10 protein-coding genes and 5 pseudogenes are annotated in these 13332 nt (G+C 67.7%); 6 read left to right on the top strand and 9 right to left on the bottom strand.

Going from position 1 to position 13332, the window contains the following annotated elements; all coding sequences use genetic code 11:
- Positions 1-146: 146 nt before the first annotated feature.
- From OG452_RS00405 to OG452_RS00385, 5 genes and pseudogenes are all read right to left on the bottom strand, one after another.
- A pseudogene (locus OG452_RS00405) lies at positions 147-587 on the bottom strand (helicase associated domain-containing protein); the annotation flags it as partial.
- A 54-nt stretch (positions 588-641) separates the two neighbouring features.
- Positions 642-1148: a DDE-type integrase/transposase/recombinase gene (locus OG452_RS00400; RefSeq protein ID WP_327299467.1), complete on the bottom strand. Its 507-nt coding sequence runs from the start codon at positions 1146-1148 to the stop codon at positions 642-644.
- A gap of 57 nt (positions 1149-1205) precedes the next feature.
- Positions 1206-1565 carry an IS3 family transposase gene (locus tag OG452_RS00395; RefSeq protein ID WP_327293563.1) on the bottom strand — a complete coding sequence of 120 codons (360 nt, stop codon included), beginning with the start codon at positions 1563-1565 and terminating at the stop codon, positions 1206-1208.
- The gene (locus tag OG452_RS00390; RefSeq protein WP_327293562.1) at positions 1562-1855 is read right to left on the bottom strand and encodes a transposase; all 294 of its coding nucleotides are present in this window, start codon (positions 1853-1855) and stop codon (positions 1562-1564) included. The genes OG452_RS00395 and OG452_RS00390 overlap by 4 nt, the downstream gene beginning before the upstream one ends.
- A 330-nt stretch (positions 1856-2185) precedes the next feature.
- Positions 2186-5005 (bottom strand): SpoIIE family protein phosphatase, encoded by a 2820-nt coding sequence (locus tag OG452_RS00385; RefSeq protein ID WP_405565164.1) that lies wholly within the window; start codon positions 5003-5005, stop codon positions 2186-2188.
- A 288-nt stretch (positions 5006-5293) separates the two neighbouring features.
- On the opposite strand from OG452_RS00385, the pseudogene OG452_RS00380 reads away from it, so the two are divergent.
- Positions 5294-5560 (top strand): annotated as a pseudogene (locus OG452_RS00380) (IS6 family transposase); the annotation flags it as partial.
- Positions 5561-5607: 47 nt separating this feature from the next.
- Here OG452_RS00380 and OG452_RS00375 read toward each other — a convergent pair.
- Together OG452_RS00375 and OG452_RS00370 are read right to left on the bottom strand one after the other, a co-directional pair.
- A complete protein-coding gene (locus OG452_RS00375) occupies positions 5608-5997 on the bottom strand; it encodes a fic family toxin-antitoxin system, toxin component (protein ID WP_327293560.1) in 390 nt (129 codons plus the stop codon).
- Positions 5994-6302: a hypothetical protein gene (locus OG452_RS00370; protein ID WP_327293559.1), complete on the bottom strand. Its 309-nt coding sequence runs from the start codon at positions 6300-6302 to the stop codon at positions 5994-5996. The genes OG452_RS00375 and OG452_RS00370 overlap by 4 nt, the downstream gene beginning before the upstream one ends.
- A 634-nt stretch (positions 6303-6936) precedes the next feature.
- On the opposite strand from OG452_RS00370, the pseudogene OG452_RS00365 reads away from it, so the two are divergent.
- From OG452_RS00365 to OG452_RS35300, 3 genes and pseudogenes are all read left to right on the top strand, one after another.
- A pseudogene (locus OG452_RS00365) lies at positions 6937-8070 on the top strand (IS1380 family transposase); the annotation flags it as partial.
- An 822-nt stretch (positions 8071-8892) separates the two neighbouring features.
- Complete coding sequence (locus tag OG452_RS00360) at positions 8893-9315, top strand: RICIN domain-containing protein (RefSeq protein ID WP_327293558.1); 423 nt, start codon at positions 8893-8895, stop codon at positions 9313-9315.
- A gap of 231 nt (positions 9316-9546) precedes the next feature.
- Positions 9547-10613, top strand: a protein-coding gene (locus OG452_RS35300) for an IS630 family transposase (RefSeq protein WP_442809935.1) whose coding sequence is annotated in 2 segments (ribosomal slippage) — positions 9547-9993 and positions 9996-10613 — 1065 coding nt in all. Because the reading frame shifts where the segments join, the coding sequence is not laid out codon by codon here.
- 212 nt (positions 10614-10825) lie between these two features.
- On the opposite strand, the gene tpg is transcribed toward OG452_RS35300, so the two are convergent.
- Positions 10826-11383 carry a telomere-protecting terminal protein Tpg gene (gene tpg / locus OG452_RS35295; RefSeq protein WP_442809934.1) on the bottom strand — a complete coding sequence of 186 codons (558 nt, stop codon included), beginning with the start codon at positions 11381-11383 and terminating at the stop codon, positions 10826-10828.
- Positions 11384-11799: 416 nt separating this feature from the next.
- On the opposite strand from tpg, the pseudogene OG452_RS00335 reads away from it, so the two are divergent.
- Both OG452_RS00335 and OG452_RS00330 read left to right on the top strand, forming a co-directional pair.
- Positions 11800-12048 (top strand): annotated as a pseudogene (locus tag OG452_RS00335) (helix-turn-helix domain-containing protein); the annotation flags it as partial.
- Between the two features lie 181 nt (positions 12049-12229).
- Entirely contained in the window at positions 12230-13111 is an 882-nt protein-coding gene (locus tag OG452_RS00330; protein ID WP_327299885.1) for an ATP-grasp domain-containing protein, read from the top strand.
- A 48-nt stretch (positions 13112-13159) separates the two neighbouring features.
- Here OG452_RS00330 and OG452_RS35290 read toward each other — a convergent pair.
- A pseudogene (locus OG452_RS35290) lies at positions 13160-13315 on the bottom strand (alcohol dehydrogenase catalytic domain-containing protein); the annotation flags it as partial.
- Between the last annotated feature and the right edge of the window lie 17 nt (positions 13316-13332).

The raw sequence follows: 13332 nt of genomic DNA, 5'->3' as shown, positions 1-13332 counted from the left end.
ACCCGCACCCCGGAGACCGCAGCATCTCGTTCAAGTAGTCGAAAGCAGAGCGACTTGGGGGTGCTCAGTCGCCGCAGCGATCGCGCCCTGTCAGCTCCATCGGCCGACAGCTCGGCCGGTCGGCTCAGGGTGGGGCGCAGGGTGCGCAAGCGCAGCCAGGTGCCCGGATTCTTCTGCCGCTCCAGCCACCGGCCGATGTCGTCGCCGTCCATCAGTACGCCGGGTGCGATGGCCCGCAGGACACCGCCCGGTTCGTCCTCGGCGAGGTCGGCGAGGTGGCGGTAGCGGCATTGCCAGTCCAGTGGCCAGGGGCAGTCCCAGTCGGGGTCGATGGCCTTCAGCTGCTTCGCGCGCTTGTCCGCCCGCTCCGCGTCCTTGCCCAGACCGCCCTTCCGGCGCAGGTTGCCCATGTGCTGCCCGACCGGCACCAGTCCCTCGATCTCGCCCTCGCCCCACAGGGCGTCGTGACGCGGCGCGAGGTGCCCGGTGGCCCGCCGGTAGGATCGGAGTGCGGCGAGTTTGGTCTCCCAGGCTTCCTCGCCGGGCTCCCACACCATCCCGGCCTCCGGCGCGTCCAGCAGGGTCTTGCTGTCGCGGCCCGTTTTTTCTGCGCAGGCGCTGCTGCATGAGCTGGGGATTTCTCAGTTGTGAAGCTTCCCCGTGATCTTGGACACTCGATCTTTATGCCGCGAGGTCGTGTTGGTGCCGCTGTCGGGTCTCGGCTGGGTGAGGTAGCCAAAGACCTTGTGCTTGCGGAGGCGGCGGCGGTTGTAAAACGTCTCGATGAAGTCGAAGATCTCGGCGCGGGCGGTGGCCCGGTCAGGCCAGACGCGGGTGCCGATGTCTTCTTTGAGCAGGGCCCAGAAACTCTCCGCAGCGGCGTTGTCGAAGCAAGATCCGGTGCGTCCGCAGCTTTGCCGGAGGCCCAACTCGCTTATGTGGTAACGGAAGTGGCTGCTGGTGTATTCGCTGCCGCGGTCCGAATGCGCTATGTAGCCGGGCTGGAGACGGCCGCGTCCGGAGGCCATCTTCAGCGCGTTGACGACGAGGTCGGCGCGGTGGTGGTCGGCCATCGAGTAGCCGACGACCTCGCGGGTGGCCAGGTCCAGCCAGCAGGCGAGGTAGAGCCAGCCTTCGCCGGTGGGCAGCGCGGTGATGCGCCGACCAGCTTCGTGCCGGGGTCTCGGCGTGGAAGTCGCGGTCGATCAGATCGGGGCCGGCTTCGCCTTCTTGTCCGGCCGGGTCAGCGACCGCCGCCTGCGGCGGTGGGCTCCCTGGATGCCGTGCTCGCGCATCAGGCGGGCGACCCGCTTGCGGTACACACATCGCCCCAGGCGCCGCAGTTCGGCATGGACACGCGGGACCCCGTAGGTGTGGCGGGAGGCGACGTGGATGACGGTGATCTCGTGGGCCAGGGCGTCGTCAGCGGCCGCCTTGCGGGCCGAGCGGGCCTTGGCCGCGGCGAGCCAGGCGTAGAAGGAGGAGCGGGCCACCTTGAGCAGCCGACACAGGAAAGCGCCTCGGGTGGTCTTCTCCGCCTCGATGAACGCGTAGGTGTCGTTCATCGATCGCTCTCCTTCGCGAAGAAGACTGCGGCTTTTCGCAGCACCTCGATCGTCTTGGCCTGCTCGGTGTTCTGCCGACGCAGCCGCTTGAGCTCTTCGCGTTCGGCCGTGGTGAGCTCGCCCGGGGCGCCCTCGCCCCGATCTGCCTTTGCACGGCGGTACCAGCCGCGCAGGGACTCCGAGCCGAGCTCCCGGGCGACCGCCGTAACCGTCATGCCCGAGGAATCGACGAGCGCGATCGCGTCACGCTTGAACTCCTCGGTGTACCGCTTCGTGTACTTGCTTCCCACCTGGTGCTACTTCCTCTGGAACCTCACGTCCCAGTCTCCAGGTGTCCACGCTCAAGGGGAAGGTTCATGGTCCGGCTGGCCCTGGGCGTCGTACGGGCTCTGCTGTTGGGGCGCCTGGTTCACCTGCCGCTGCTGCAGATAACCGTCGGGGACCGGCAGCCCCTCCTCAAGCCGGGGTCCTCCTGCCGCCTCCGCACCGCAGCCTCTTCTCGGACACCACGAATGGGCCGAGGCGCTCTGAGCCGCCACTCACCGCACGCCGCCGCCCGCGCTTGCGCCGACCAGACGAAGAACCACCTCCACAACGCTGATCGATATGTTCCCGTGGGTTCAGAGGGTGGGATCGTCGAATTGGTCAAGGAGGGCTTCCACGGATGTGTCGCTCGTCGCAGCAGGGGCGCCGTTGTGCAGCGGTTGTTCGGTCCAGATGACCTTGCCGCCCGGGGTGTACCGTGTGCCCCACCGTTGGGCGGACTGCGCCACCAGGAACAGTCCACGTCCGCCCTCGTCCGTGGTCGCTGCTCTGCGTACCCGTGGTGAGGTACTGGAGCCGTCCGACACCTCGCAGATCAGGCTGCTGTCGTGCAGCAGCCGCACCCTGATCGGCGGCGAGCCATACCGGATGGCGTTGGTGATCAGCTCACTGAGGATGAGTTCCGTGGTGAACGCGATGTCCTCAAGTCCCCACGCCTGAAGTTGCACCCCGCACTCCGCACGGACCGGGGCCACCGCCGCCGGATCGGGCTGCACCTCCCACTGCGCCACCCTGGAGGGCTCGAGCAACCGGGTGCGCGCGACCAGCAGTGCGATGTCATCGGCCGGGTGCGCCGGCAGCATCGCGTCGATCGCCGCCTGACACGTCTCCTCCGGAGTACGCCCCGCCCCCTCCAGCGCCCGGTGCAGCAGGTTTAACCCGGCGCCGATGTCCTGGTTGCGGTTCTCGATCAGCCCGTCGGTGAACAGTACAAACCGAGAGTTTTCGGGTAAGCGCAGTTCAACAGTTTCGAAGGGGTGGCTGCTGCCCAGGCCGAGAGGCGGCGAAGCAGGCACTTCCGGAGAGGTGACGGTCCCGTCGGGATGCACCACCGCCGGTCCCGGGTGTCCTGCTCGCGCAGTCACGCATACTCCCGTGACCGGGTCGTAGATCGCGTACAGGCAGGTCGCCCCCGTGACCGCTTCGCTTTCGTGGCCGTGCGGCCCGTCGTCAACGCTCTCGTCGCTGTCGATGCGGGTGACCAGGTCGTCCAGGCGTCCGAGCAACTCGTCCGGCGGCAGATCCAGGGCGGAGAAGTTCTGTACCGCGGTGCGCAGTCGCCCCATCGTCGCCGCCGCATGCAATCCGTGTCCCACGACGTCGCCGACCACCAGCGCCACCCGGGCACCCGACAGCGGGATGACGTCGAACCAGTCCCCGCCCACGCCGGCTTCCGCCGGCAGATACCGCCAGGCCACCTCCAGCCCGTCCTGTTCCGGTACCCCTCGCGGCAGCAGACTCCGCTGCAGAGTCACCGCCATCGCGTGCTCCCGGGTGAAGCGGCGGGCGTTGTCGATGGCCACCGCCGCCCTCGCCACCAGCTCCTCCGCAAAGGAGAGGTCCTCTTCCTTGAACGGGGGCGAATCCCCCGTGCGCCAGAAGTTCGTCGTCCCCAGCACCACACCACGCGCCTGGAGCGACACCGTCACCAGCGAATGCACTCCGCGCTCCAGGGCCATACCGGCCCCGCCAGGGTCCTGTTCCCACCACCCCCGGGCCTGCCGCAGGTCGTCCTCCAGCACTGCCCGCCCTGTCTCCAGGGCCCGAGCCTGCGGAGCCGCCGGCGAGTAGGTGATCAGCTCTCCGACCGGGTAGAGCCCCTGCCGCTCCTGATACCCCCCACTGACTACCGTACGGCGCATATCCGCCGCCCTGGCCGGCTCCTCGCCGCGCTCCACCAACTCCAGCAGATCGACCGTGACGATGTCGGCGAACCGCGGAGTCGCCACATCCGCCAGCTCCTGTGCGGTGCGCACCACGTCCAGCGTGGTGCCGATCCGCTCGCCCGCGTCGTACAGGAGCTTCAGCCTCTCCCGCGCCACCTCCGCCCGTCCGGTGACCGACGCCAGCTCTGTGGTGTCGCGCAATGTCACCACCCAGCCCGCCTGACCGCCGTGCGGGGCGGTAGGGCGCATGTTGACCGCCAGCAATCGGTCCCCTGCGAGATGCACCTCATCCGTGGCCGGCTCACCCGACGCCAGCAGCTGCGCTGTCTCCGTATCCAGCTGCAGCTCCCCCAGCTGTCGCTGCTCCGCGTCCACGGGTAGCTCGAGCAGCCGCCGCGCCTCGTCATTGGCCAGCATCAGCTGTCCGTCGGCACCGATGATCAGTACTCCCTCCCGGACTGCATGCAGCACCGCGTCATGGTGCTCGTACATGCGCGTCATCTCCGCCGGCCCCAGACCGTGCGTCTGCCGACGCAACCGCCTGGCCACCAGCGCCGCCCCGGAGGTGGACAGGGCCAGCGCGGCCGCCCCGGCGCCGAGGATGATCGGCAGTTCCCGTCCGGACAGGTTGCTCACATACCGGACCTTGATCCCGGCGGACACCAGGCCGACGACCGAGCCGCGGTCATCGGTCACCGGGACCACTGCCTGGATGACCGGCCCTCTGTCCGCCGGCAGAGGAAGCCCGCTGGCCCGCTCGATGGTGGTGCGGCCTTCCAGCGATGGTTTGATGGTGCCGACGAACTTCTTCCCGATTTGATTCGGGGCGGGGTGCGTATAGCGAATTCCCTTAGTGTTCATGACAACGATGTCGCTGACGCCTGCCCGCTTCCGGGCTGCTTCGGCACGCGGCTGAAGCACTGCCGTCGGATTCCCGCTGCGCAATGCCTGGACCGTGCCCGGGGCGTTCGCGAACGTCTCCGCCGCCGTCAGTGCCTGAACCTCGGCTTCCCGCGTGCTGTCACGCCTCGACTGGAGCACCAGGGCCGTCACTGCGGCCGCAACCAGCAGCGCCACGATCACGACCTGCAAAACGAACACCTGCCCGGCGGCGCTGCGCAGATTCAGCAGAGAGCGCAGCCCCGGGCCCGCGGACTCACCCCGATCAGACGCAGGGCCGGGGAAGAGACGGTGTCGGGTATGCCTTTTTGGGATAGAAAGTCCCTTCATGACTACTTCATAGCACTGTCTTCTGCCCCGCAGCGTGCACGGTACGGTCGCGACACATTTGCAGAGGAGCTGTCCTGTCCAACTGTCCCGAGCTCGACGCGCTCACCGGACACGTCCGGCCCTTTGCCCAGATGCTCACCGAGCGCCAGGGCTAACGGCTCCCGCAGTGGCTCGATGCCGTACGCAAGGACGACTTGCCCAGCCTGCACTCTGGCGCTGTCACGTTGGCTGACAGGGTGGGAGGATCCTCGGGCTGATCACGGTGGAGGGGGGTCGTCCGTGGAGGGCATGTCGCCGTCGTACAAGGGGCACCGGTATACGGTCGAGGTGATCTCGCACTGCGTGTGGCAGTACTTCCGGTTCCCGCTCAGTTTCCGCGAGGCCGAGGAGCTGATGCTGGAACGCGGCGTGATCGTCTCGTACGAGACGGTCCGCCGCTGGTGCCTGAAGTTCGGTCAGCAGTACGCCAACGGACTGCGCCGCCGGCGGCCCCAGCCCGGCGGCAAGTGGCATCTGGACGAGGTCTTCATCAAGATCAACGGTGAGCAGAAGTACCCCAACAACGTGACAACGCCATGGCGACTGCCCGGTTCTGCACGAGATCAGGCGACGGTCCAGTCGCGCAGCTGGCGGGCGATCCGGGCGATGCCGAGCGTTCCGGAGGCCGCGTCCCGCACGAGCGCGACGGCCGCCTTGGGCGGGTAGTCGAGTTCGCGCGCGTTGAGGATCAGATACGCCTCGGTCGCATGCCAGGCAAAGCGCTCGTTGGAATGCTCCAGGCACGGCAGTTTCACCAGCGTCTGCAGCAGCGCGCCGGCCTTGAGATACAGAGATCCGTAGATGTCGCGCTCCATCGCACGGGCATTGACCCGGGCGACAGCGGCGTACAGCGGTCCGAGGTCGTCGACCTGCGGATCATCGTCGAGCAGCTCGGCGGCGTGCAGCAAGAACGTGACGTCGAGCGGGCGGGGCGGCGGTTCGGGCTGGGTCACGCGGCGTGGCCTCGCTCCTGGTGCTGTCCGAGCTCCCGGTGCGCTTCCTGCTCGGCCGCCCGCTGCTCGGCACTGGGGTCCAGACTGCTGGGCTCGGCCGCGAAAGCCGCGCAGCTGCGGGCCATGGACGCCTGGAAACCGTCCAGGAACTGGCGTTCCACGGCGGTCGCACGGTCGTAGGCGGCAGAGAGGATGTACTCCTGCAGGCTGACCCCCGCCTGCTTGGCCGCGGCCGCGATAGCGGCCCGCTGCGCAGGATCGGGGAAGCGCAGGCTCATCGCTTTGGAATCCGACATGGTATCCATGGTAGCAGCGGTATCACATGTGTGTCTCAGGAGCGACGCGGACGGACCCCGGCCCCAGGCCATGGGTGAGGGCGCATCCGCCGTCGCGCCCCGAGAAGACCTCTCACGCGCCTGCTGCGCGCTCGGATTCCCGACAAGGGCGGCTCCAGGGCGAGGCGTCGGGATAGCTCGCCAGTGGAACGGCCAGCGGCCCAGCTGAGCTGGCTGGGTCGCTCACGACCTTAAGCTGCTGTGGCCGCACCTCACCCGGAAAGGAACCGAAAGGGCGGAATGTCTGTCTCTGGGTGTCGTCCCGGGAAGCAAAATCGAACAGGCGTACGCTATCGGGGTGGCGACATACGACTTCCCTCCGGACCTGCGCGATGAGCAGGCGGAGCTCCGGCGGATTCAAGCGGAGCACCGGGCGCTTATGCGCGAGTTGCCCCGCTCGGTGGAGGATCCGGAGCACTGGTACCGGCGCAACCACCCCCTTCCGGCGTCGTCCGGGTACACACCGGAGCAGCGAGAGCAGGCCGTCGAGCAACAGGCTCGCCTGCTGGAGGCCACTGTGCGGGTGAGTACGCATCCGTTCTGGTCCAGCCTGAGTGGCGAGAACCTGGTCGCTGCCCGCATGGAGCTCAAGAATGTCGAGGCGGCCGGGGCCGAGCCGGCTGTGTTCGGGCCGGTGGCCTCCGACCCAACGGTCTCCCGGCTGATCGGCACCCTCGCCGCGGCCGGGGACAAGGCACTGACCGCGATCCGCTCGGCGCGGGCCGAAGTGCGCGAGTACGTCTGGACGTTGGCCACGGACGCGGCGCCGGATGCGGGCCGCCAGGTGATCGTGGACCTGGACGGAGTGCTGGTCCTGGCCCACTCCGACAAGCAGGACGCGGCCGCGACCTGGAAGAAGTCGTTTGGACATCACCCGCTGATGGGCTTCGTCGACCACGGAAGTGGGGGCACCGGAGAGCCGGTGGCAGCCCTGCTACGGCCGGGGAACGCGGGATCCAACACCGCCGCCGACCACATCACCGCCACCCAGCTCGCCCTGGCCCAGCTCCCCAAGCGTCACCGGCGCGGCCGGTCCATACTGATCCGTACCGACTCCGCGGGCGGCACCCATGAGTTCCTCGCCTGGCTCCCGAAACGGGGCCGGTGGCTGTCGTACTCGGTCGGGATGACCATCACCGAGCAGATTCATCAGGCCGTGTTGAAGGTCCCGACCTCCGCCTGGAGTCCGGCGGCCGAGCCGGGCGGCGAGATCCGCGACGGCGCCTGGACCGCCGAACTCGACGGCGACGTGCTCAAGGGCTGGCCGAAGGGGATCCGGCTGATCGTCCGCAAGGAACGACCCCACCCCGGAGCCCAGTTGCGGTTCACCGACGCTGACGGACTACGACTTACCTGCTTCGCCACCAATACGACGGGCGGGAAGATCACGGACCTGGAACTGAGGCACCGTCGACGGGCCAGGCCAGAGGACCGCATTCGCAACGCGCGGGCCACCGGTCGGCGGAACCTGCCCCTGCACGAGACCGCGCAGAACCGGATCTGGCTGGAGATCGTCCAGCTCGCCCTCGACTTGCTCGCCTGGATGCCGATGCTCGCCATGACCGGCAAACCCCGACTCTGGGAGCCCCGCCGTCTGCCGTTGCGGCTGTTCTCCGCCGCTGCCCAAATCATCATCACCGCCCGCCGACGGCACCTGCGATTCGCCGGCCACTGGCCATGGACCGACGTGATCACAGACGCGATCAGACGGCTCGACACCCTCCCGAACCCAGGCTGACCAGCAACGACCCACCCCGACGAGCAGAAGAGCCACCGACCGGAACCGTGGAACCCGGCGTCCACCCGATGTGACGATCGGGCCACCTGCATGCCCGCACGCACTCCACAACGACGAATTGGCCGCCAGTCGAACCTGACGACCAATCACGAAAGATCAAAGTTAGGGCCCAAAGCTACTCAAAACCGGGGATCGAAAACAGGCACTAATGTTGTTCTACTTCGCTCCTTCACGGAGTTGGCCCTTCGCTGCAGGGCCGCCGTGAGAGCGCTCGCCCTCGCCAGGAAGGCGGATTCCGGCCACGGATCAATTACAATCCGCCATTGTGCCCGAGGTTATGCCAAGGCGGGACACCAGTTCGGCGAGCCGGGGATGAGGCGTGGCTACGGCGGCGCGCCTTGTCGGCCCGCGGAGTCCCGTACCACGCCTTGGCGTGGATCGTTGTTGACGACTTCGAGGGGCGAGTCGGGCGCGGAATTACGCTTGATCGAATTTTCCCTTTTATCGCCTTGGCTGCTTTGTTTAATCAGTTTGGGTTATTCGGGTATTTTCTGGAACGCTTCCCTGCGGCAGATGGGAGGCTCGACCTCGCACCATCCGCGGTGCGTGCGCGGTCGACTTTGAGGCCGCCTTTTCGTGGAAAGGGTTCCATCTATGCCAGTCCGAAAGTTGCTTCGTCTTCGCCAGGGCCTGGTCACATCGCTGACCGCTGTCGCTGCGGCCAGCCTCTGTGGCGCTGTGATGCCCGGTCAGGCGACAGCTGCGCCAGGAGTCAGCAGTATCCGGCACCAGGAGATCGTCAACCGAGCTGACGGCTCCCGGATGGAGTCTTTCAACGATTCCAAGGACGCGGGCACCGCGCTGGCCACGATCCGCGCCGCAGCCTTCGACAAGCGGGCAGTGGTCGGCTGGGAGCTGGAGAGGCACGACGACGGCACCTGGGCAGTCCGCAGCGAGGAGGCCGGACTGTGCCTCCAGCCGAAGTCCACGGCAGCAGTCGGAGTGGCAGTGTCCATGGAAAACTGCAATGGAAGCACAGCGCAGAGCTGGAAGATCGTTCCCGAGTCGACCAGCACCGGGGTACAAGGACCGACCGGATGGTGGAGCCTGCGACCAGCCGGTGACACCAAGCTGGCCGCGGCGGTCGACACTGTCGGCGGCGCCTACTCAACAGTCAGCTTGTACCGGGCGACGAACAGCGCCGATCGCCTCTGGCACCACGCAACCCCCGGGCAGAGCTGGTAAGTGAACCTCGCGGCGCGCCGACCGCGCCGACGTGTGCTGGCTGCTCGCCGGCGCGGCGGAAGACACGATCGAGGACGGCGCGCCGCCCTGACCCCCGGGGTGCCTGCTCCCGCGTTCATTCGTAGGCTGGTGCAGGTCCTCGGGCTCCTGGCATAAGAGGTGCTACTGAGGCTGAACTCGTGGTGTCGTAAGGGGTGACGACTGGTCGGTGGCTGCGGTATCACCGGAGTCATGCGGTATCCACAAGGGGGCGGGCTGACCGCCGAACGACAGCAGTTTCGCGAAGAGTTACGGCTCAAGGCGGCCGAGCGGTTCGCCCTGGGCGAGGGTAGTACCGCGATCGCCAGAGATCTGCGGGTCAGTGTCCGCTCGGTCCAGCGATGGCGTCACGCGTGGGCCGAGGGCGGCCCGCGATCCTTGCGGTCGCAGGGGCCAGCGTCGCTGCCGAAACTGAGCGATCAGCAGTTCACGCAGCTTGAAGCGGAGCTGGCCAAAGGCCCGGCCGTGCATGGCTGGCAGGACCAGCGCTGGACGCTTGCCCGGGTCACGACGGTGATCGGCCGACGCTTTCACCTGACATACACGATCCAGGGCGTGCGCAAGCTGCTGGTGCGCAACGGCTGGTCTTGCCAGGTACCGGCCCGCAGAGCGATGGAGCGGGACGACGACGCGGTCGCGGGGTGGGTCAAGGAGGTGTGGCCCTGCGCGGAAGGCTCGCGGCGGCCCATGGAGCCTGGCTCGTCTTCGAAGACGAAGCCGGCTTCTCCATGACGCCGCCGCACGCAAAGACATGGTCGCCACGCGGCCGCACCCCGGTGGTCCGCGTCCGCGGCCGTTCCCGCAGGCGCATATCCATCGCAGCGCTGACCTGCTACAAACCCGGCCACCGGTCGAGGCTGGTCTACCGGCCCCGCCGCGACGACGGCAACCGTGACGGGCGCAAGAGCTTCTCCTGGCGCGACTACCGCGACCTGCTGATCTCCGCCCACCAGCAGCTCGACGGCCCCATCGTGCTCATCTGGGACAACCTCAACGTCCACAAAGCAGCCGGCCTGAGAGAGTTCGCCGAAACCCGCGACTGGCTGACCATCTACTACCTGCCGCCCTACGCACCCGACCTCAACCCCGTCGAGGGCATCTGGTCACTCCTACGGCGCGGATGGCTCTCGAACGTCGCCTTCAGCACCCCCGAACACCTCGTCCAGACCGTCCGGCGCGGCCTGCGGCACATCCAGTACCGCAGCCACCTCATCGACGGCTGTCTCACCGAGACCGGCCTGACCATCCGCCCCGCCTGACCATCAGCACGACATCCCGAGTTCAACCTCAGTAACAAAGGCGTTGGACGTGGCGGTGTGTGATGAGGCAGGTGGCGAGGCTAAGAGGTCATCTCATTTGGCACGGTCGGTAGGCTGTCGTCATGGTGGGGATCGTTGAGCGGCTGATGCCGGCCAGGCGCGCAAGGCCATCGCGACGCTGACCCCTGACGCGGGCGCTCGATGAGGCAGGCTCAGCCGATCGAGCATTCGGCGAACTCGACGTCGCTGAAAGCGATGTGCAGCCCGTGGGCCCGGCGGCCCCACTCGCGAAAGTAGGAGTGTCCCAGCGCCCGGGCCAGGATCACCGTCTGCTGCTGCTCACCCGCGCCGGCATCCCGAGCAGCGAACAACTCCCGGGCTACCTCTCCCGGCAGATCCTGGGTGATCCACCGCACCCGCGGATCGTCCGATGAGCCTGCAGGAGCCGCGAATCCGAATCGCGCACGGGTATGGGAGACGAGCCCCTCCGCCTTTGCCTGGGCACGCCGACGGGCCCGTACTCGGGGCTGCCACCGAGCCAGGACCGCTTCCTCGATCGCCCGCACCTGCGTCGACCCCGGGGGACGACGCGCTCCTGGCTTCTTCGTCACCCACCGCTGCACGGTGCGCTGCGACACCCCCAGCACGGCGGCTACCCTCCGAGTGGAACCACGGTGCACTGCCAGCAAAAACCGCAGGCGGGCCTCGGTGCTTGAGGGAACGGGCCGGGTGCGCAACGCGCGCTCCAAACCCTGCTCGATCCGTCCCACGTCCGCCTCTCGAAGCCGCCAGCCGGCAAGGCCGGGCACCTGCAGTCCGTCGTGTCAGTTCTCCCAGGTCGTCTGCCCCTGCCTGCCAGTTTCTGCATTCTCGGGACAGCGCTGGCTGACACAAGCTACGAGCCCTTGGGTGAGCACCGGTGACAAGCTGGCGGCTCAGGTCACGACGGATGTCGCCGACATTCCGGTGTTGTCCTTCCGGTATCGAGCCCCCAAGAGGGGCGAGGCAGGAGCTCCACCGGATGGAGAACTGGAGTGATCCTTCGACTGCGCTTCGTCCGCAACGTCGTCCGGCAGGAAGCCGCCATGAGGGCCACCCTCGTCGTCGTGGCCGGCCTGCCAGAACGCGTCGATGCATCCGGCGGCCGTGTCGGCGAGCTGCCACGAGGTGGGGCCCAGGTTGCGGACTGCGCCGACCCGCGGCAAGAGCGCGCTCAAGGAGTGCCCGGCGGCCACCCCGGCAGGCTGGCCTGTCCGCCGCAGGCCAGCGCCGGGCGAAAGGGCTGCGTCGCGAAGAGGTCGCGATGCTCGCCGGAGTCAGCGCCGAGTACTACGCCCGCATGGAACGGGGCAACCTCGCAGGTGCCTCCGAGGCCGTCCTGGACTCCCTCGCCCCGATGCAGCTCGACGAATCCGAACGCGCCCACCTGATGGAGCACGAGGAACTGAGGCTCCCGGTCGCCGTGCTCAAGGTCGGCGGCCGGGGTCGCGGGCAGGTGCTCGTGCATGCCCGCCGCTCCGGTCCAGCGCCGGGCGGGGCGGGGGGCGGCTGACCAGGAGGTCAAACGCCACTGCTCAGGCTTGCTTTGCGGAGGAGCCCTGGGAGATGCTGCCCTGGTGATCAAGCCGACTGTAATTATTGCAAGTACTCAAGAACGGTCCGAAAGCGCCGAATCTGAGAATCTATTGCTTTTGGCTGCGCTGACCGAACGGGGCGTGAAAGCACGTGTCGAAGCATGGGATGCCCCGGAGCAGGTAGCCGGCTGGAGCACAGCGGATCTTGTGACGGTCCGGACCACCTGGGATTACACCTGGCGACGTGACGAGTTCCTGGCCTGGGCGAAACATGTGGACACTGTGACCGTGCTGCAGAACCCTCTCGCGGTGATGGAGTGGAATTCGCACAAGCGCTACCTGGTCGAGCTTGCCCGTGCCGGAGTACCGGTTGTGCCCACTACGCTCATTCCCGCCGGTGGCCCGCACGATCCGCTGGGTCCGGACCCCGTGGTGATGAAACCGGCAGTCGCGGCAGGCGGACGGGGGGCATACCTCGGCCCGGGACACGACCTTGACGGAACCCTGACGGACCTCCTTTCCCAGGGGGATGTGCTCATTCAACCGGTTGTGGAAAGCATCGCCGCCGAGGGAGAGATATCACTCGTGAAAATCGGCGACACGTGGTCGCACGCGGTGCGGAAAATACCGGCGGCCGATGGCTTCCTCGTACAGGAAAGTCACGGAGGCCGGCTGGAAGGATACGAGGCCACCCCACGTGAGCTGGAAGTGGCCCAGAGTGCGTTGGCCTGCTCACCGGCACCCGTGCACGCGGCCCGCGTCGACCTGGTTCGCATTGCCGGTGAGCCTGTGGTGATGGAGCTCGAACTCATCGAACCGGACCTGTTTCTCCGGCGCTCTCCACGGGAGGCTGACCGCCTCGCGGACGCGCTGCTGCCGAATCTCCAGGAAATTGGACAGCGGCTGCCCCACCGGCCCCGCTGACGTGGCCGGTACGACGACCTGTTCCGCGTAGGCGCCCCCGTGCGGACCGGTGAACAGCACGAGCACTACCACCCGTTGGCCCACTTCGAGTCGACCGTCGGCCCCGGGCCCGAGTTGGTCGATCACTCCGGCGGCGTCCATGCCCGGTACGAACGGAGGCCGTCGGCCGGGCATTCGCACCGCGTGCCCGCCCGTACGCAGCATGATGTCCGTGGGGCTCA

Source organism: Streptomyces sp. NBC_01197, from assembly GCF_036010505.1.
Classification (GTDB): domain Bacteria; phylum Actinomycetota; class Actinomycetes; order Streptomycetales; family Streptomycetaceae; genus Streptomyces.
This window is presented reverse-complemented; position numbering and strand designations above follow the sequence as displayed.